Here is a 19,507-nt window from a genome sequence, read left to right on the forward strand (position 1 = left end):
GTCCGGCCTCTGAACGTCCGACGGCAGCCCGAGTGGCTGCCGTTGTCGTTATAATTCCCGCCATCTGCAAAATCGACAGGCTGTATCTTCTTGGAAATCATTGATAACACGGTTGCCGAATCGGCGGCCGAAGGCTTCTTTCGCATCGCCCTGGGCGTTGAATACAAGGGTTCACGCTACCGTGGCTGGCAGCGTCAGGCCGATGGCGTGCTCAGTGTCCAGCAGACACTGGAAGAGGCGTTGTCCCGAGTGGCCGATTCGCCGGTAACCTTGCTGTGTGCCGGGCGAACCGATGCCGGTGTACACGCCTGCGGCCAGGTGGTGCATTTTGACACCCAGGCCGTGCGCAGCATGAAAGCCTGGACCATGGGCGCCAACATCAACCTGCCTCACGATATCAGCGTGACCTGGGCCAAGGAGATGCCCGCGCATTTTCATGCCCGCTTCAAGGCCGTCGCCCGGCGCTATCGCTATGTGATCTACAACGACCAGATTCGTCCGGCGCACATGGGCCAGGAAGTGACCTGGAATCACCGGCCACTGGATGTCGAGCGCATGGCCCTGGCTGCCCAGTACCTGGTCGGTACCCACGACTTCAGTGCCTTTCGTGCAGGCCAGTGCCAGGCCAAGTCGCCAATCAAGAACATCCACCACCTGCGGGTGACTCGCCACGGCAAAATGATCGTGCTCGATATCCGTGCCAGTGCCTTCCTGCACCATATGGTGCGCAACATTGCCGGCGTGCTGATGACGATCGGTGCCGGCGAGCGTCCGGTGGAATGGGCCAGGGATGTGCTGGAGAGCCGCGAGCGGCGTACCGGAGGGGTTACCGCGCATCCGTTCGGCCTGTACCTGGTTCAGGTCGAATACCACGACGAGTTCGCATTGCCCGAGCGTTATATCGGCCCGCACTTCCTCACCGGCTACGAAGCATTGGCGGCTGACGGCCCGCAAGCCATTTGCTAACATCCGGGGCTTTCCGGATCAGCTGAGGTTCACAGGTCATGAGCGCCGTTCGCAGCAAAATCTGCGGTATTACCCGCATCGAGGATGCGCTGGCCGCAGCCGAGGCGGGCGCTGATGCCATTGGCCTGGTGTTCTATTCCAAGAGCCCGCGGGCGGTGGATGTGCAGCAGGCGCGGGCAATCATTGCCGCTTTGCCGCCGTTCGTGACCACCGTGGGCCTTTTCGTCAATGCCAGCCGTTGCGAACTCAACGAAATCCTCGAGGTCGTACCGCTGGACTTGCTGCAGTTCCACGGTGATGAAACCCCTGCCGATTGCGAAGGCTACAGCCGGCCCTGGATCAAGGCCCTGCGGGTGCGCCCGGGGGATGACCTGGAAGCCAGCTGCAAGCTGTACAGCCGCGCCAGCGGGGTTCTGCTCGATACCTATGTTGCCGGTGTGCCGGGTGGTACGGGCGAGGCGTTCGACTGGTCGCTGATTCCCGAGAGGCTAAGCAAGCCGATCATCCTGGCGGGTGGCCTGTCGCCGGATAACGTCGCCAGTGCAATCAGCCAGGTTCGCCCCTATGCGGTAGACGTCAGTGGTGGGGTAGAGCAGGCCAAGGGCATCAAGGATGCAGCGCGCATCGAGGCGTTCATCAAGGCGGTGAAACAGGCGTGATAACGTCTGCTGCTGCGGATGTGACGGCTGGCCGCGCGCCATCGTCCATAACTTTCGCAGCCCGGTGCTGCCGGATCGTGCCCAAGGGCCGGTCGAAATTATCGGGTGACGCCCCAGGCGTTGCCCTTACAGGTTGACGATGGAGCGGTACCGGGGCGGCTCGCTGTATGCGAGGCGCCAGGGCCGGCCCATCATCGCGTCATACACGAATTGAGCTCAAGGGCATACGCGTGACCAGGCAGCCAAAGCCTGCCGGTCGCCGCTACTGGAGAAAGAAAGCATGAGCAACTGGTTAGTAGACAAACTGATCCCTTCGATCATGCGTTCCGAGGTGAAGAAGAGTTCGGTGCCTGAAGGGCTGTGGCACAAGTGCCCATCCTGCGAGGCCGTGCTGTATCGTCCGGAGCTGGAAAAGACCCTGGATGTCTGCCCCAAGTGCAACCACCACATGCGTATCGGCGCCCGCGCGCGCATCGACATCTTCCTCGATGCCGAAGGCCGTGCCGAGCTGGGAGCGGATCTCGAGCCGGTCGACCGCCTGAAGTTCCGCGACGGCAAGAAGTACAAGGATCGCCTGACCGCTGCACAGAAGCAGACTGGCGAAAAAGACGCGCTGATCTCCATGAGCGGTACGCTGCTGGGCATGCCGGTGGTGGTGAGTGCTTTCGAATTCTCCTTCATGGGTGGTTCGATGGGTGCCATCGTCGGCGAGCGCTTCGTTCGCGCCGCCAACTACGCTCTGGAAAACCGCTGCCCGATGGTCTGTTTCTCGGCCTCCGGCGGTGCGCGCATGCAAGAAGCGTTGATCTCGCTGATGCAGATGGCCAAGACCTCGGCCGTGCTGGCACGTCTTCGCGAAGAAGGCATCCCGTTCATTTCGGTGCTGACCGATCCGGTCTATGGTGGTGTATCTGCCAGTCTGGCGATGCTTGGCGACGTGATTGTCGGTGAGCCAAAAGCCCTGATCGGTTTTGCCGGCCCGCGCGTGATCGAGCAGACCGTGCGCGAAAAACTGCCGGAAGGTTTCCAGCGCAGCGAGTTCCTGCTGGAGCACGGCGCCATCGACATGATCATCCCGCGTCAAGAATTGCGCCCGCGCCTGGGTAACCTGCTGGCGCAAATGATGGGCCTGCCGACGCCGAAGTTCGTCGCGCCAGTCATCGAGCCGATCGTCGTACCGCCGGCGCCTGCCACCGTATGACCCAACGTACCCTTGGCGACTGGCTCGCCTATCTCGAGCAGTTGCACCCCTCGGCCATCGACATGGGCCTGGCGCGTTCGCAACGGGTTGCAGCCAGGCTCGGGCTGGACAAGCCGGCGCCACGGGTCATCACCGTGACCGGTACCAACGGCAAGGGCTCCACCTGCGCCTTTGTGGCCGCCTTGCTGCGGGCCCAGGGGCTGAAGGTCGGGGTCTATAGCTCGCCGCACCTGCTGCGCTACAACGAGCGGGTGCAGATCGACGGCGAGGAAGCGGCCGACCAGCAGTTGTGCGAAGCCTTTGCTGCCGTCGAGGCCGCCCGAGGCGAAATCTCCCTGACCTACTTCGAAGCCGGTACCCTGGCGGCGTTATGGCTGTTCAAGCAGTCGGCACTGGATGCCGTGGTGCTTGAAGTCGGTCTGGGCGGGCGCCTGGATACCGTCAATATTGTCGATGCCGATGTGGCGCTGGTGACCAGCATTGGCGTCGATCATGTCGATTACCTGGGGGATACCCGGGAACTGGTGGCGTTTGAAAAGGCCGGGATCTTCCGTCAGGGCAAACCGGCCTTGTGTGGTGACTTGAACCCGCCGCAGCCGTTGCTGGATAAAGCTCGCGAGCTGGCGTGTCCATTCTTCCTGCGCGGCCGTGATTTCGATCTGGCGACCACTGATCAGTACTGGCAGTGGCGGGGTGTGGATAGCCGCGGCCAGGTGGTCGAGCTTCACGACCTGCCATTGCTCGACCTGCCGATGGAAAATGCCGCCCTGGCGCTGCAGGCCTATTTGCTGCTGGATTTTCCGTGGGATGCCGGGCAGATCGCTGCAGCGCTGCAGGCCACGCGCATGGTCGGTCGCCTGGATCGTCGGGCTTTTCGCTGGCAGGGCAAGGATTTGACTATCCTCATGGATGTCGGACACAACCCTCATGCTGCCGAGTACCTGGCCCAGCGCCTGGCCGCACGGCCGGTGAGGGGCAAGCGCCTGGCGGTGTTCGGCCTGCTGGCCGACAAGGACCTTGCCGGTGTGGTTCAGCCATTGCTCGGCCAAGTCCAGGCGTGGGCTGTTGCTCCGCTGGATACCGTTCGCAGTCGCCCGGCCAGTGAGCTTGAAGCTGCACTGACTGGCCTGGGGGCTGGTGTTGCGTCTTACGCCAGCGTGGCAGCGGCCCTGGAAGGGCAGAGCGCACTGGCGACGGCGGATGATGAAATCCTGTTGTTCGGATCGTTTTTCTGTGTCGGTGAGGCCCTGCAGTGGCTGAGCGGGCAGGCCACGGAGGATGGGGCAAATGGCATTGCTGGATAAAGTGGTCAAGCAACGTATGGTCGGTGCGCTGGTGCTGGTGGCACTGGCGGTGATCTTCTTGCCGATGCTTTTCACTCGCGAAGACGAAATGCGCCAGGTGCGCGTCGAGGCCCCCGAGGCGCCGGCTGCACCGAGCATGGCGCCGGTGCAGGTCGAGCCGGTGCCCGTGCCGGAGCCTCAGGTTTTGCCTGAAGAGCAACCCGTCATCGTCGAGCAGTCCAGCGCGCCTGCTCAGGCGCCGAGCACACCGATTGCCTCGGGGCCAACGGCGGTGCCGGCGCCTGCAGCAGAGCCTGTGGTAGCCGCCAAGCCCGTTACGCCACCGCCTGCGGCCAAGCCAGAAGCCAAGCCGGCGGCCCCTGTTGCCAGTACGGCCAAGCCTGCCCAAGGCAAGATCGACGCCAACGGCCTGCCGATCAGCTGGTCGGTGCAACTGGCCAGCCTGTCCAATCGAGCCGGTGCCGACAAGCTGCAGGCGACTCTGCGCAGCCAGGGCTACAACGCCTATATCCGCTCGGCGGGTGGCATGAATCGCGTGTATGTCGGGCCGTTGATCGAGCGATCCGAAGCCGAGCGCCTGCGCGAGGTGATCAGCCGCCAGCAAAAGCTCAACGGTATCGTGGTGCGCTTCCAGCCCGAGCGCAGCTGATTGCTCGTCGCCCGGCCAGCGCAGGGCGGCAAATCACTGCTTACCGACAGCCCGCCGCTCTGGTAAAATGCGCCGCCTTATCCGTTTGCAGGCAACACTGTGGCATTTACCTGGGTCGACTGGGCGATTTTCGCGATCATCGCCATTTCTTCGCTGATCAGTCTCAAGCGCGGCTTTGTCAAAGAGGCCTTGTCGTTGCTTACCTGGATCATCGCCGGTGCTGTTGCCTGGATGTTCGGTGGTTCGCTGTCGCAGTACCTGGAAGCCTATATCCAGACGCCTTCGGCACGGGTCATCGCTGGATGCACCATTCTTTTCGTCGCCACCTTGCTGGTGGGGGCAATGATCAACTTTCTGATCGGCGAGCTGATTCGCGTCACCGGGCTTTCCGGGACCGACCGCTTCCTGGGCATGGCCTTCGGTGCCGCCCGTGGGGCCTTGCTGGTGGTAGTGGCTGTCGGGCTGTTGAGCCTGGGGCCGGTACAGCAGGATCAGTGGTGGCAGGAGTCTCGCCTGGTGCCACAATTTCTATTGGTGGCTGACTGGTCAAAAAACCTCATTCTGGGGTTCACCAGTCAGTGGCTAGCCAGCGGGATCAGCGCACCGGCTGATCTCCCGTTCAAGGATCAGCTTCTGGGGCCCAAAACGCCTTGAAAGCTGCTCAGTCCAGTTTCATTAAGTAGGGGTTGCGTCGCATGTGTGGCATCGTCGGTATCGTCGGTAAGTCGAACGTCAATCAGGCGCTGTATGACGCGCTAACCGTCCTCCAGCACCGCGGCCAGGACGCTGCCGGTATTGTGACCAGCCATGATGGCCGGTTATTCCTGCGCAAGGACAATGGCCTGGTCCGTGATGTGTTCCAGCAGCGCCATATGCAGCGCCTGGTGGGCCACATGGGCATCGGCCACGTGCGTTACCCAACAGCGGGCAGCTCGACTTCGGCCGAGGCCCAGCCGTTTTATGTCAACTCGCCCTACGGCATCACCCTGGCGCACAACGGCAACCTGACCAACGTCGAACAGTTGGCCAAGGAGATCTACGAGTCCGACCTGCGCCACGTCAACACCAGCTCCGACTCCGAAGTCCTGCTCAACGTCTTCGCCCATGAACTGGCGGTGCGTGGCAAGCTGCAGCCAACCGAAGAAGACGTGTTTGCCGCGGTGACTGACGTCCACAACCGTTGTGTCGGTGGTTACGCCGTGGTGGCGATGATCACCGGCTACGGCATTGTCGGTTTCCGCGACCCCCACGGCATTCGCCCGATCGTCTTCGGCCAGCGTCACACCGACGAAGGCGTGGAGTACATGATCGCTTCCGAAAGCGTTTCCCTGGACGTGCTCGGCTTCACCCTGATCCGTGACCTGGCGCCGGGCGAAGCGGTGTACATCACTGAGGAAGGTAAGTTGCACACGCGCCAGTGCGCCGTGAACCCACAACTGGCCCCGTGCATCTTCGAACACGTCTACCTGGCTCGTCCTGACTCGATCATCGACGGTGTCTCGGTGTACAAGGCGCGCCTGCGCATGGGCGAGAAGCTGGCCGAGAAAATCCAGCGCGAGCGTCCGGACCATGACATCGACGTGGTGATCCCGATTCCCGACACCAGCCGTACTGCTGCGCTGGAATTGGCCAACCACCTGGGCGTCAAGTTCCGCGAAGGCTTCGTCAAGAACCGCTACATCGGCCGTACCTTCATCATGCCCGGCCAGGCGGCGCGCAAGAAGTCGGTCCGCCAGAAGCTCAATGCCATCGAGCTGGAATTCCGCGGCAAGAACGTGATGCTGGTGGATGACTCCATTGTCCGTGGCACCACCTGCAAGCAAATCATCCAGATGGCCCGCGAAGCGGGTGCCAAGAACGTCTACTTCTGCTCTGCAGCCCCGGCTGTGCGCTACCCCAACGTCTACGGCATCGACATGCCGAGCGCTCATGAACTGATCGCCCACAACCGCAGCACCGAGGATGTCGCCGAACTGATCGGCGCCGACTGGCTGGTCTACCAGGACCTGCCGGACCTGATCGAGGCTGTTGGCGGTGGCAAGATCAAGATCGAGCATTTCGACTGCGCCGTGTTCGACGGTAAGTATGTTACCGGCGACATCGACGAGGCCTACCTGGACAAGATCGAACAGGCGCGCAACGACGCCTCCAAGGTCAAGAACCAGGCGGTCAGTGCCATTATCGACCTGTACAACAACTGATTTAGGAGCAGCGGCATGACACAGGAATGGGATGCCGGGCGCCTGGACAGCGACCTCGAAGGGGTCGCTTTTGACACGCTGGCGGTACGCGCCGGCCAACATCGCACGCCGGAGGGCGAGCACAGCGATCCGCTGTTCTTCACCTCCAGCTACGTGTTCCGTACAGCGGCCGATGCCGCTGCACGGTTCGCCGGCGAGGTTCCAGGCAACGTCTATTCACGCTACACCAACCCTACAGTACGTGCGTTCGAAGAGCGCATCGCCGCCCTGGAAGGCGCCGAGCAGGCCGTGGCTACGTCCACTGGCATGTCGGCGATTCTGTCCACCGTAATGGCCCTGTGCAGCGCTGGCGATCATGTGCTGGTCTCGCAGAGCGTGTTCGGCTCGACCATCAGCCTGTTCGAGAAGTACTTCAAGCGCTTCGGTGTCGAGGTCGACTACGTTCCACTGGTGGATCTCGCCGGTTGGGAGCGGGCCATCAAGACCAACACCAAGCTGTTGTTCGTCGAGTCGCCGTCCAACCCGCTGGCCGAGCTTGTGGATATCTCGGCACTTGCCGAAATCGCCCATGCCAAGGGCGCCCAGCTGGTAGTCGACAACTGCTTCAGCACCCCAGCCCTGCAGCAACCGCTGAAGCTGGGGGCCGACATCGTCGTGCATTCGGCCACCAAGTTCATCGACGGCCAGGGCCGTTGCATGGGCGGTGTGGTTGCCGGGCGCAGCGAGCAGATGAAAGAAGTGGTGGGCTTCCTGCGCACTGCGGGGCCGTCCCTGAGCCCCTTCAATGCCTGGATCTTTCTCAAGGGTCTCGAGACCCTGAACCTGCGCATGCGCGCCCACTGTGCCAACGCACAGGCCCTGGCCGAGTGGCTGGAGCAGCAGGAAGGCATCGAGAAGGTTCATTACGCCGGTCTCGCAAGCCATCCGCAGCATGACCTTGCCAAGCGCCAGATGAGCGGTTTCGGTGCGGTGGTGAGCTTCGAGGTCAAGGGTGGCAAAGAGGGCGCCTGGCGCTTCATCGACGCCACCCGGCTGATTTCGATCACGGCCAACCTGGGCGACAGCAAAACCACCATCACCCACCCGGGCACTACCTCCCACGGTCGTCTTTCGCCGCAGGAGCGTGAAGCTGCCGGTATTCGCGACAGCCTGATCCGCGTCGCCGTGGGCCTGGAAGATGTCGTTGACCTGAAGGCCGACCTGGCCCGTGGTCTGGCGGCGCTGTGATCGACTGGTCAACGGGCGACGGCAGCCATAACGGCCGCGTCGCCCTGGTGACCGGTGCGGCGCGAGGCATCGGCCTGGGCATTGCTGCCTGGCTGATTGCCGAGGGGTGGCAGGTGGTACTCACCGATCTTGATCGCGCGCGTGGTGCCAAGGCTGCCAAGGTACTCGGTGACAACGCCTGGTTCATCGGCATGGATGTCGCCGACGAAGGTCAGGTCAAGACGGGTGTGGCCGAGGTGCTTGGGCAATTCGGTCGCCTCGATGCACTGGTGTGCAATGCCGCCATCGCCGATCCGCACAACACCACCCTGGAGACGCTCAGCCTTGCGCACTGGAACCGGGTGCTGGCGGTCAACCTGGGTGGGCCGATGTTGCTGGCCAAGCACTGTGCGCCGTATCTGCGTGCCCATGGCGGGGCCATCGTCAACCTGGCCTCGACCCGCGCGGCCCAGTCCGAACCCGACACAGAAGCCTACGCGGCGAGCAAGGGCGGCCTACTGGCCCTCACGCACGCCCTGGCGGTGAGCCTGGGGCCGGAGATCCGCGTGAACGCTGTGAGCCCTGGCTGGATCGATGCACGTGATCCGTCCCAGCGCCGCGCCGAGCCATTGACCGAAACCGATCATGCCCAGCATCCAGCGGGCAGGGTGGGGACAGTGGAAGACGTAGCAGCCATGGTTGCCTGGCTGTTGTCACGCAATGCCGGCTTCGTCACGGGCCAGGAGTTCGTGGTCGACGGCGGCATGACCAAGAAGATGATCTACAAGTAACACTGCGGGTTTCATCTTTTTTGAAAAAACTTCAACAGGGGTATTGACTTAGCATCGATACCTGCGTAAATTTCGCCACCTCAGCGAAGCACACGGGTGATTAGCTCAGCCGGGAGAGCATCTGCCTTACAAGCAGAGGGTCGGCGGTTCGATCCCGTCATCACCCACCACTTCCTGAGATGTTCCTGACCCAACACTTTCGCAAGAAGGTGTTACCAGAGAGGAACCGGACGCAAGTCCATATGCGCAGCGGTAGTTCAGTCGGTTAGAATACCGGCCTGTCACGCCGGGGGTCGCGGGTTCGAGTCCCGTCCGCTGCGCCACTTTTCTCCAGATTGGTTGAATGACCGGTTTGAGGTCGGAAGGCACCGAAGCCTTCAGGCCAGATCCCAGTTTCAAGCAGGCGAAAGTCTGTATGATACGCAGCGGTAGTTCAGTCGGTTAGAATACCGGCCTGTCACGCCGGGGGTCGCGGGTTCGAGTCCCGTCCGCTGCGCCATATTCGCTTCGAGGCCCTTGAACTCCTCGAAGCAGCAAAGAGAGCGACCTACGGTTCGCTTTTTTTGTGCCTGAGACTAGCGGAGGTTTCGCAGCCCAGGCTTGCACGACACGCAGCGGTAGTTCAGTCGGTTAGAATACCGGCCTGTCACGCCGGGGGTCGCGGGTTCGAGTCCCGTCCGCTGCGCCATACAGCAACAAAAAAAGCGACCTTCGGGTCGCTTTTTTTGTGCCCGCGCCTACACCTTCCTACGCCTTGAACGGCTCAGCCCAAAGCTGCCGACCAACGGTTTCGCCCCGTCCCCCGACGGGACCAGGCCCAGGTGTCGATGAATTTTCCGCGGTGATTGACCGGCTGTGGTTTCAGTGATCCGCCGATGTGTTGCACAATAGGCGCCGACCGTTTTACTCAGGATTTGCAATGTCAAAATCAACCGTCTTCAGTGCGCTCGGGCTGGCCCTGGTGCTGGCGGGTGTTTCCGGCTGTTCTTCGAAGAAAGCTGCCATCTACGAACACGAGAATTTCGACGACTCGGGTACCTTTTCGCGCAACTTCCCGGTCAGCGAAGCGGGCTCGTGTGAAGCGGCCCGCCGTGCCTTGCTCAGCCAGGGCTATATCATCACCAGCAGCGGTGCCGGTCAGGTGAATGGCAACAAGAGTTTCCAGCAGACAGGCGATTCGCACCTGCAGATCAGCTTCAACGTGGTTTGCGCCCCTGACAGCGGCGATGCGAAGCGTTCGACCATGTTCGCCAATGCCCTGCAGGACCGTTATGCCCTGAAAAAATCCAACACCTCCGCCAGCCTCGGGGTTGGGGTGCTGGGTTCGGTGTCGATGCCCATCGGCTCCTCCGACGACTCCATGGTCAAGGTCGCCAGCGAAACGGTGACCTCGGCCAAGTTCTACGAGCGTTACTTCGCCCTGGTCGAGAGCTTCCTGCCCAAGGAGCAGAAAAAAAAGGCGGCACCGAAGAAGGCCGTCGAAAAGCCTGCGCCTGAGTTGGGAATCCCGGAGCCTGCGCCTGCTGCCTTGACGCCGTCCGATGCGGCAGTGCCAGCCCCGGTTCCGGCCCCGGAAGCTGCTGACGCGTCACAGCCCGGCGAAACGGCACCGGTCCAGCCGCCGGCAGCTGCCGAGGCTGCACCGGCCCCTGTAGTCGACGACAGCAAGGGTTCGATGCCCGTTGCACCACCGGCAGAGGCCGCGCCGATCAGCGCCGAGCAGCCAGCCCCGGCGGCGGCTGAGCAGGTACCGACCGTTGCTCCGGTTGTGCCTGCCAACAATCCTGAGCAGGCACCCTTGTAAAGGCGGATAAATTTCTCGTCTGCTGCTACGTTGTTTTGATGAGTGTCATTGTCATTTTTCTTTCATCGCGGCACTTTAGGCTCGATAACGAATCAATGACTTGAATGAGAAACAACGGAGCAAACGATGGACGACTATCAGGAAGAACTACTCGAATTGCGCGCCCTGGAGCTTGATCCGCCCGAGCCTGCCGAAGACGCCACTGAGCTGTAGTCTCAGCCGGTACGCCGCTGGCTGCGACGAAACTCTCCCGGGGTGATGTTGTTCCAGCGCTTGAACGCGCGCTGGAAGGCTTCGGCCGAAGCAAACCCAAGCAAATAGGCGATCTCGCCAAAGGCCAGCTCCGTGTCACGGATGTAGGTCATGGCGAGGTCGCGTCTCGTATCGTTGAGGATGGCGCGAAACTGCGTGCCTTCCTCGGCCAGCTTGCGTCGCAGCGTCCAGGTGGGCAAATGCAGATGACGCGCCACTTCTTCCAGATCCGGTTCCCGTCCGCCATTGAGCAGCGGCCCCAGCAGGTGGGCAATGCGCTCGCCCAGGCTGCGAATCCGCGTGCGTTGCTCCAGCTCCGCCTCACACAAGTTCAGCAGGTGCTGCCAGGTACTGGGGCAATGGGCCGGGTTGCGCAGCTCGAGGCTCGTTCGACTCAGGTGCAGTTGGTTGGTCTGGGCGCCAAATTGCACCGGGGTGCTGCACAGCACCTGGTAGTGCGATGCATAGGCGGGCGGCTCGAATTCGATTTCCACCCGGTCAGCCAGCAGGGGCGTACCGACCAGGTTCGACAGCTGGGCCAACCATCCAGACAGCAGCGAATCGACGACAAAACGGTTATAGGCGTTGTAGGGGCTGATGGAGTAGAAGCGCAGCCAGGCACCGCTGCCGTCTTCGTGAAAGCTTGAGCGGCCACGGTAGTTGGAGGCGTACAGCGGTTCGAAACGCAGCAGCGTACGCGCCGCATCCCCTACGGTGGGTGCCTGGGCCGCCGTGACGCCGGCCAGGCCCGCCTGGCTCAAGCGGCTGAGGCGGCCCATCTGTAAGCCCAGTGCCGGGTCGCCAGTAAGCTCGATGGCGGCATGGCCCAAGTGCATGTAGCGCGGGATGGACAAGCGTGCCCCCGCTTCAGCCAGGCGCGCAGTATCGAGCCCATAGCGCTTCAGAAGCGCTGTGGGCTCGATGCCGTGTTGCTGCAGGACATCCTCCAGGCTCTGGACAAAACCCACTGAGAGGTCACCCAGGCGCATCCGTGGGCGGGGCATGGCCGGGCTACAGCCAGAGGTTGAGCAGACGGGCGCCGTGGGCGCTGCTGCCGTTGAGGTTCAGCCCGTCGCGGTTGGCAAAGCCCTGGCCGTCGGCGACGACATCCCAGAAGCGTCCGCGCAGGAACACGCTCATGCTGCTCATGCCGCCGGGATTGGCGTTCAAGGTCAGTTGCTGCCAGGCCCGGGCTTCGCTGACCTCACCCGGCTTGAAGGGCAGTGTGGCCGCCAGGGGCTGGTGACGGTTGCCGCGCCAAGGGCCGCTCCAGCTGTCCTTGCCGCCGAGGAACGCCGGGTTGGCAATGAACTGCGCCGACTGGTTGGCCAACTGTTGCTGGTTGCTCGGGTACCAGCTGTCGCTGCCGATCAGCACGCCCAGGCGACCTGCCGGCGTCTGCAGTACTTGCGGGGGCTGGTCGGTGCCGCTGTCGATGTAGCGCCGTACGTCACCGTCGGGGTGCTGTTGAAGTTGCGGCTGGCCGAGTACCGAGCCGTCGCCTGCGAACACCAGGGTGCTGTTGTACAGCGCCCCGGTGCCGACCTGGAGGGTGCCGCGTTCCACATAGGGGGAGGGCAGCACGATGGAGCCTGCGACCAGTGTGACGCCAAATTCCTTGGCCAGGCCGCCGAACAGTTGCTGGTAGTCGTTGGCCATCTGTTGCGCCTTCATGCGCAAGTGGGCATCGGCGCGCCAGTCATCGCCTTCGGCGCCGAGCATGGCCAGGCCATAACGGATCGGATTGCTGAGCTCCAGCCACTGCCAGGCCTCGCGTCGCTCCGTCACCTGGTAAAGCTCGTTCTTCTCGCCCCTTGCCCACAGCCACGTGCCGATGTGTTCGGGCAGGATGACAATAGTGCGGTCATTGATCAGGCCCTGGCTGCGCGCCTGTTCCAGATAGGCAGCCAACTTGCGATGCAGGCGATGCAGGTTCTGGTAGTCACCCGGGTAAAGCTGCGGCTCGACCCCCAGCAGGTTGCCATTGCCTGTGGGAGTGCCTTCGCTCAGGGCCAGTTCGATACGCAGGTCAGACAAGTAGTGCCCCACCGGCCGCTGCTCGGTCCAGAACCCGTAGCCGCTCATCGCAGCAATGACAACCAGCGCCAGTGCGCTCAACAGAATTTTTCGCATGGCGATAGTTTGCACTGAAAATTCCACAGAGCAATACCGCAGATCAAGGGCATAACGGCGGGTTTTACCGGGGAACCTGTGTTTGTCCCGCAAGCCATTGAGTGTAGGGATGCTTTAAATGAAATGTATTCGCATTTATACTCCCCGACAAATTTCTCCACGCCAGGCTCTTGTCCTTTCTTTCGCGCAGGTCATCGTGCAGGTCGACCCTCCCAAGCCATCACTGCTCGCTACGCTGGTTCGTCATTATGAAGAACTGGTGGATCACGTTCGCCGGCGTTTTGGCGAGCGGGTATTCGCACGTGATGTGGTCCATGACCTGTGTATCCAGTTGCTCGAAAAGGATGAAAAGGACGATGTGCGCGCGCCTTTGGCGTTGCTGCGTAAAATCGCCCACGACACGGCCGTCACTCGCTATCGCAGCGATCGCCGGCGCGAGACCTGGATGGTGGCGGTGCCAGCATTGCCGGAGGTCGCCAGCGCTGCGCCGAGCCAGCAACGCCATCTTGAGGGGGCCAGGGCCCTGGAGCTACTGACTGAAGCGATTGCCAAACTGCCGCCGCGCTGCCAGATGGTATTCGTCATGCACAAGGTGCACGAGTTGCCCCAGGCCGAAGTTGCCGAACGCATGGGCATTTCCCTGAAAACTGTAGAGAAGCACCTTCGCCTGGGCATGAACGCTTGCCGAGAGTATTTGGGTGCCGAGGTGTTGTCATGAGCCGGCCGCCGGGCGATGCCAAGGACTTCAGCCAGGAAGACGAGGCTATCGCCCGCTTTCGTGAAGCGCTCAAGCAGCGCTTTCCACTGCCCGTGCCCACCCCGGCCAAGAACAAGCGCAGCACTGCAAAGACCCTCGGTTTGCTGTTGTTGGCGATGGCTGCCGGCGCGGCCTGGGTCGACCCCGCCTACCAATCCCAGCATGTCGCCAGCCAGGTTGGTCAGCGCCAGGCGCTGCAACTGGCCGATGGCAGTACGATCCTGCTCGACAGCGACAGTGAGATGACGGTCAGTTGGCACCTGCGCACGCGCCAGGTCACCTTGAAAAGGGGCCAGGCGCTGTTTGACGTCGCGCCGATGGTGTACCGCCCGTTCCTGGTCGACGCCGGGTCGGCCGCAGTGCGTGTAGTGGGGACGCACTTCAACGTCAATCGGCTCGAACAGGAGGTGCAGGTCACCGTGGCCGAAGGCAAGGTGGCTGTTCGGGGAGCTGCTACCGACGCCGTTGCGCTGCTCGGGCCAGGCCAGCAATTGCGCATGCGCAAAGGTGTCCCAGGCCAGGTGACGCAGGTCAGCGCCGACGATGTCAGTGCCTGGAAAGACAGCCGGCTGGTGTTTGAAAGCACCCCGCTGGCCGAGGTCATCGGCACGCTCCAGCGCTACCACCGCCAGCCGATCACGCTCATGGACGCGAGCCTCGCCCGGTTGCCGGTGTCCGGTGTGTTCGACAGCGATCACGTTGACCGTCTGCTGGCGCTGTTGCCCGGCATCTTGCCGGTGAGTGTTGCCAGCGCAGCCGATGGTGCGGTGCTGATCAAATCGCGCGACCCGAAAAAATAATTGTCCACCGAGGTAGGGTTACGCGGCACTGCTGGCGGCTATCTCCATGCAACCTTAATCCGTGGAGAATAAAAACGTGAGTCAGCCCTTCCTGCGTGCGCCTGTGCGCTTGTCCTTGCTGGCTAGCAGTCTGTTGCTCAGCCAATGGTCATTGGCGCAATCTGCACCGGTCGATTTCGATGTTCCAGCCAATTCGCTGGAGAAATCCCTCAATGCCGTAGCCCGCCAATCCTCGGCACAGATCCTGTTCGCCAGTGAAGTCACTGCCGGCAAGACCGCACCGGCATTGCACGGCCGCTATACCTTGCAGGAAGCACTTGAACGGCTGCTGGGCAAGAGCGGGCTGACGGCCCAGGAGCAAGACGAACACACCTACCTGGTGGTGCCGAGCGCGTCCACGCCAGTCACCGAGGCGGCTGCCAGCGGAACCGGTGCAGTAGAGCTGGCCAGCCTGGAAATCAGTTCTTCACGACTCAACAGCGACCTGGTGCCGCAAGCCCGGCAGGTCAATGTCATCGAGCGCGAGCAAATTGAGCAACTGCGCCAAGGCTCCGATGGCCTGGCCACCTTGTTGGCCAAAAGCATTCCCGGCATGGCCGACTCCAGCCGTACTATCACCGACTACGGCCAGACACTGCGCGGACGTACGATGCTGGTGCTGGTGGATGGGGTGCCGCTCAACACCAACCGTGACTCCTCACGCAACCTGGCGAACATCGACCCGGCACTGATCGAGCGCATCGAAGTGATCCGCGGCAGCAGTGCTATCTATGGGGCCGGTGCAACGGGTGGCATCATCTCCATCACCACCCGCCCGGCCGGTGGTGAGCCGCGTGCGCAGACCAGCCTGATCGCGGTGTCGCCCCTGAGCCAACTGGACAGCGATGGCCTTGGCGGCCAGTTGCAGCATCACCTGTCCGGCTCCCAGGGCCAGGTCGATTACGCCATGGACTTCGGCGCCCGACACATTGGCGCTTCCTATGATGCCAACGGGCACCGCATCGCGCCGGAGCCCAGCCAGGGTGATCTGTTTGATTCGAACACCTACAACATCGGCGGCAAACTGGGTTTGCGCATCGATGAGGTCCAGCGCATCCAGCTGTCGGCCAGCCATTACAACGCCGAGCAAGACACCGACTACACCTCCGATCCGTCCGTGGCCAGCCTGCCGCCGGGTTCGGTCCCGGCGCGGCCGCTGTCCGGCTTGTCGCTGGATGAGCAGAACCAGATCAAGAACACCCTGCTGAATCTTGAGTACGCACACACCGATATCCTCGGCGGCTCGCTCAATGCGCAGCTCTACTACCGCGACTACTTCACCCGCTTTACACCCTTCGATGCACGGGCGGTGGCCACGCGTGGACGCAATGTCGATCAGGTGATGCAGAACAGCGAAGTGTTCGGCAGTCGTGTAACCCTGCGCACCCCGCTCGGCAACCAGGGCAATACAGAACTGTTGTGGGGCGCTGACTTCAACCAGGAGCGCAGCGACATGCCCATCGACATCTTCGACCCGCAGGCATATGACGCCAGCGGCGGCAGGGTGTTCGACAAGATCGGCAAGCTGACGTACATGCCCGACCTGACCACACGCAGTGTCGGCGGTTTTGCGCAACTGCAGCACAAGTTCAACGATCAATGGTCGATGGAGGGCGGTGTTCGTTATGAGTACGCCACCGCCGAATACGACGACTTCATCCCGCTATCGGAATCCACCGCTGTCCAGCCGGCTACGGTCCAGGGCGGTGACGTCCAGTACGATTCCGTACTGTCCAACCTCAGCGTGACTTACTCCCCGGTGGCGGGCCAGGAAGTCTATGCGGCGTTCAGCCAGGGTTTCCAGTTACCCGACATTGGCGTGCAACTGCGTAATGCCCGTCGCGGCTTTGATATCGACTCATCGAACCTGGAGCCAGTGAAGACCAACAACTACGAGTTGGGCTGGCGGGGCGCCCTGGGTGAGCAGACCCTGGCGACGCTGGCAGTGTTCTACACCACCTCCAAGCTTGGCGATGTGCAGAGCTTCAACAACGGCCTGATCCTGACGCGCACCAAGGAGCGGATCTACGGTGTGGAAGGCAGCGCCGACTGGCTGAACAGCGACGAGCGTTGGGGAGCCGGTGGTACCTTCACCTGGATGAAGGGCCGTGAGCAGCCGGATGGGGGAGACTGGCAAGACATGACCGGGTATCGCATCCCGCCACTCAAGCTGACCGCCTACGTACAGTTCAAACCGAGCGACGTCTGGAGCAACCGCCTGCAGGCCACCTACTTTGACGGTGATGACTACCGCCTGGATGGCGTTGCCAGTTTCGGCCGGCGCAAGGTCGATGGCTATACCACCGTGGACCTGATCAGCCAGTACCAGTTGAGCAAGGACGACCAGGTCAGCGTAGGCCTGCAGAACCTGTTCAATCGCGACTACTACCCGCTGTACAGCCAGCTGATGCGCAGCAGCAACAACACCAGCCACCTGCCGGCACCCGGCACCGTCCTGACGGCCAGCTACACCCACCAATGGTAAGCGCCGACGCTTGACTGAGGGGCAGCGCGTCCTCCTGTCATTCAGGCAGGAGGGCAGGCTTCTTGTACTACAGGGTCATTAACCTGTCACTTTCGATCATTGAACCCCGCACGCAGGCTCTTTAATGTCGGTCACAGATAACTGACGGGCCCCGCCACACCGGTGAGGCGCCCGCATTCCGTGATTACGCCTGTTGTGGAGTTCACTATGGCCGCCGCTCGTTACCCGCACCTGCTTGCCCCGCTGGACCTGGGCTTTACCACTTTGCGCAACCGCAGCCTGATGGGCTCGATGCACACCGGTCTTGAAGAGAAGCCGGGCGGTTTCGAGCGTATGGCCGCGTATTTTGCCGAGCGTGCCCGTGGCGGCGTCGGTCTGATGGTTACTGGCGGCATCGGGCCGAACGTGGAGGGTGGGGTGTATTCCGGTGCCGCCAAGCTCAGTACCCCGGAAGAAGCCGACAAACACCGCATCGTCACCAAGGCCGTGCACGAGGCCGGTGGCAAGATCTGCATGCAAATCCTTCACGCTGGCCGCTATGCCTACAGCCCCAAATCGGTGGCGCCGAGTGCCATCCAGGCACCGATCAACCCATTCAAGCCGCGCGAGCTGGACGAAGAGGGCATCGAGAAGCAGATCCAGGATTTCGTCACCTGCTCGCTGCTGGCGCAAAGCGCCGAGTACGACGGCGTCGAGATCATGGGGTCGGAAGGCTACTTCATCAACCAGTTCCTCGCTGCCCACACCAACCACCGTACCGACCGTTGGGGCGGCAGCTACGAGAATCGCATGCGCCTGGCGGTGGAAATCGTCAGCCGTGTGCGTGAGGCGGTTGGCCCGAACTTCATCATCATCTTCCGCTTGTCGATGCTGGACCTGATCGAAGGTGGCAGTAACTGGGAAGAAGTCGTGCAACTGGCCCAGGCCATTGAAAAGGCCGGTGCAACCCTGATCAATACCGGTATTGGCTGGCACGAAGCGCGAATTCCAACCATCGCCACCAAAGTGCCACGCGCGGCATTCAGCAAGGTCACGGCCAAGCTGCGTGGCGCGGTGCAGATCCCGCTGATCACCACCAACCGGATCAACACCCCGGAAGTGGCCGAGCAGATCCTGGCCGAGGGCGATGCCGACATGGTGTCGATGGCTCGCCCGTTCCTCGCCGATCCCGAGTTCGTCAACAAGGCCGCCGCCGACCGGGGCGATGAGATCAACACCTGTATCGGCTGCAACCAGGCCTGCCTGGACCACACCTTTGGCGGCAAGTTGACCAGTTGCCTGGTCAACCCGCGTGCCTGCCACGAAACCGAGCTCAACTACCTGCCAGTCACTCAGCTCAAGCGCATTGCCGTGGTCGGTGCCGGCCCGGCGGGGCTGTCGGCTGCCACGGTGGCGGCAGAGCGCGGTCACCAGGTGACGCTGTTCGACTCGGCCAGCGAAATCGGTGGCCAGTTCAACGTGGCCAAGCGCGTGCCGGGCAAGGAAGAGTTCTTTGAGACCCTGCGCTACTTCAAACGCAAGCTGCAGACCACCGGGGTCGAGCTGTGCCTCAACACCCGTGTCGATGTCGAGCAATTGGCAGCTGGGGGTTACGACGAGATCATCCTGGCTACCGGTATCGCACCGCGCCTGCCCGCGATTCCTGGCATTGAGCACAGCAAGGTACTGAGCTACCTGGACGTGCTGCTCGAGCGCAAGCCGGTGGGGCAGAAGGTGGCGGTGATCGGTGCAGGCGGTATCGGTTTTGACGTCTCCGAGTACCTGGTGCATCAGGGCGTGGCCACCAGCCAGGACCGTGAGGCGTTCTGGAAGGAGTGGGGTATCGACACGGCACTCGAGGCCCGTGGCGGGGTTGCCGGGATCAAGGCCGAGCCCCATGCCCCGGCGCGCCAGGTGTTCCTGCTGCAGCGCAAGAAATCCAAGGTCGGCGACGGGCTGGGCAAGACCACCGGCTGGATTCACCGCACGGGGCTGAAGAACAAGCAGGTGCAGATGCTCAACAGCGTCGAGTACCTGAGCATTGACGACGCCGGCCTGCACATCCGCATCGGCGAGGGCGAGCCGCAGGTGCTGCCTGTGGATAACATCGTGATCTGTGCAGGGCAGGATCCGCTGCGCGAACTGCACGAGGGGCTGCAGGCGGCCGGGCAGTCGGTTCACCTGATCGGTGGCGCCGATGTGGCAGCCGAGCTGGATGCCAAGCGGGCGATCAACCAGGGCTCGCGCCTGGCGGCAGAGCTCTAAGCGTTGCGTGCGGCGG

At 62.4% G+C, this 19,507-nt stretch carries 16 protein-coding genes and 4 tRNA genes; 18 read left to right on the top strand and 2 right to left on the bottom strand.

All coding sequences use genetic code 11. The features are described from left to right. The first annotated feature begins 90 nt into the window (after positions 1–90). From truA to ABVN19_RS04045, 14 genes are all read left to right on the top strand, one after another. Positions 91–966, top strand: a complete 876-nt coding sequence (truA, locus tag ABVN19_RS03980) for a tRNA pseudouridine(38-40) synthase TruA (RefSeq protein WP_028945822.1) — start codon at positions 91–93, stop codon at positions 964–966. Positions 967–1,004: 38 nt separating this feature from the next. After that, a complete protein-coding gene (locus tag ABVN19_RS03985) occupies positions 1,005–1,625 on the top strand; it encodes a phosphoribosylanthranilate isomerase (RefSeq protein ID WP_028945823.1) in 621 nt (206 codons plus the stop codon). 280 nt (positions 1,626–1,905) lie between these two features. Then, positions 1,906–2,826, top strand: a complete 921-nt coding sequence (gene accD, locus ABVN19_RS03990) for an acetyl-CoA carboxylase, carboxyltransferase subunit beta (protein WP_028945824.1) — start codon at positions 1,906–1,908, stop codon at positions 2,824–2,826. Continuing rightward, a complete protein-coding gene (gene folC / locus ABVN19_RS03995) occupies positions 2,823–4,130 on the top strand; it encodes a bifunctional tetrahydrofolate synthase/dihydrofolate synthase (RefSeq protein ID WP_028945825.1) in 1,308 nt (435 codons plus the stop codon). Before accD ends, folC begins: the two co-directional genes overlap by 4 nt. After that, positions 4,114–4,779, top strand: a complete 666-nt coding sequence (locus ABVN19_RS04000) for an SPOR domain-containing protein (protein WP_028945826.1) — start codon at positions 4,114–4,116, stop codon at positions 4,777–4,779. Before folC ends, ABVN19_RS04000 begins: the two co-directional genes overlap by 17 nt. 99 nt (positions 4,780–4,878) lie before the next feature. Further along, positions 4,879–5,433 (top strand): CvpA family protein, encoded by a 555-nt coding sequence (locus ABVN19_RS04005; protein WP_028945827.1) that lies wholly within the window; start codon positions 4,879–4,881, stop codon positions 5,431–5,433. A gap of 41 nt (positions 5,434–5,474) precedes the next feature. Next, positions 5,475–6,980 (top strand): amidophosphoribosyltransferase, encoded by a 1,506-nt coding sequence (gene purF / locus ABVN19_RS04010; protein WP_028945828.1) that lies wholly within the window; start codon positions 5,475–5,477, stop codon positions 6,978–6,980. A 15-nt stretch (positions 6,981–6,995) separates the two neighbouring features. After that, positions 6,996–8,207, top strand: coding sequence for an O-succinylhomoserine sulfhydrylase (locus ABVN19_RS04015; RefSeq protein ID WP_028945829.1), 1,212 nt, complete (start codon positions 6,996–6,998; stop codon positions 8,205–8,207). Then, entirely contained in the window at positions 8,204–8,977 is a 774-nt protein-coding gene (locus ABVN19_RS04020; RefSeq protein ID WP_028945830.1) for an SDR family oxidoreductase, read from the top strand. The genes ABVN19_RS04015 and ABVN19_RS04020 overlap by 4 nt, the downstream gene beginning before the upstream one ends. 94 nt (positions 8,978–9,071) lie before the next feature. Further along, a tRNA-Val gene (locus ABVN19_RS04025) sits at positions 9,072–9,147 on the top strand. 76 nt (positions 9,148–9,223) lie between these two features. Next, positions 9,224–9,300: transfer RNA gene (locus tag ABVN19_RS04030), tRNA-Asp, on the top strand. Between the two features lie 99 nt (positions 9,301–9,399). Further along, a tRNA-Asp gene (locus ABVN19_RS04035) sits at positions 9,400–9,476 on the top strand. A 112-nt stretch (positions 9,477–9,588) separates the two neighbouring features. After that, positions 9,589–9,665, top strand: a tRNA-Asp gene (locus ABVN19_RS04040). Between the two features lie 231 nt (positions 9,666–9,896). Then, complete coding sequence (locus ABVN19_RS04045) at positions 9,897–10,781, top strand: DUF2242 domain-containing protein (RefSeq protein WP_105642330.1); 885 nt, start codon at positions 9,897–9,899, stop codon at positions 10,779–10,781. 215 nt (positions 10,782–10,996) lie between these two features. Here ABVN19_RS04045 and ABVN19_RS04050 read toward each other — a convergent pair whose 3' ends face one another. Then, a complete protein-coding gene (locus tag ABVN19_RS04050) occupies positions 10,997–12,037 on the bottom strand; it encodes an AraC family transcriptional regulator (protein ID WP_028945832.1) in 1,041 nt (346 codons plus the stop codon). Between the two features lie 7 nt (positions 12,038–12,044). Beyond that, positions 12,045–13,166, bottom strand: coding sequence for a nitrilase-related carbon-nitrogen hydrolase (locus ABVN19_RS04055; protein ID WP_028945833.1), 1,122 nt, complete (start codon positions 13,164–13,166; stop codon positions 12,045–12,047). A gap of 196 nt (positions 13,167–13,362) precedes the next feature. Between ABVN19_RS04055 and ABVN19_RS04060 the strand changes: the two genes are divergently transcribed. The 4 genes from ABVN19_RS04060 (at position 13,363) to ABVN19_RS04075 (ending at position 19,491) form a co-directional block, all read left to right on the top strand. Then, positions 13,363–13,884 (top strand): RNA polymerase sigma factor, encoded by a 522-nt coding sequence (locus ABVN19_RS04060; protein WP_028945834.1) that lies wholly within the window; start codon positions 13,363–13,365, stop codon positions 13,882–13,884. Then, entirely contained in the window at positions 13,881–14,723 is an 843-nt protein-coding gene (locus ABVN19_RS04065; protein WP_105642329.1) for a FecR domain-containing protein, read from the top strand. The genes ABVN19_RS04060 and ABVN19_RS04065 overlap by 4 nt, the downstream gene beginning before the upstream one ends. A 76-nt stretch (positions 14,724–14,799) precedes the next feature. Beyond that, positions 14,800–17,247 (top strand): TonB-dependent receptor, encoded by a 2,448-nt coding sequence (locus tag ABVN19_RS04070; protein WP_105642328.1) that lies wholly within the window; start codon positions 14,800–14,802, stop codon positions 17,245–17,247. Positions 17,248–17,454: 207 nt separating this feature from the next. Continuing rightward, positions 17,455–19,491 carry an NADPH-dependent 2,4-dienoyl-CoA reductase gene (locus tag ABVN19_RS04075; RefSeq protein WP_105642327.1) on the top strand — a complete coding sequence of 679 codons (2,037 nt, stop codon included), beginning with the start codon at positions 17,455–17,457 and terminating at the stop codon, positions 19,489–19,491. Positions 19,492–19,507: the final 16 nt, after the last annotated feature.

The organism is Pseudomonas vranovensis (assembly GCF_040438935.1).
In the GTDB taxonomy this organism is placed as follows: domain Bacteria; phylum Pseudomonadota; class Gammaproteobacteria; order Pseudomonadales; family Pseudomonadaceae; genus Aquipseudomonas; species Aquipseudomonas vranovensis.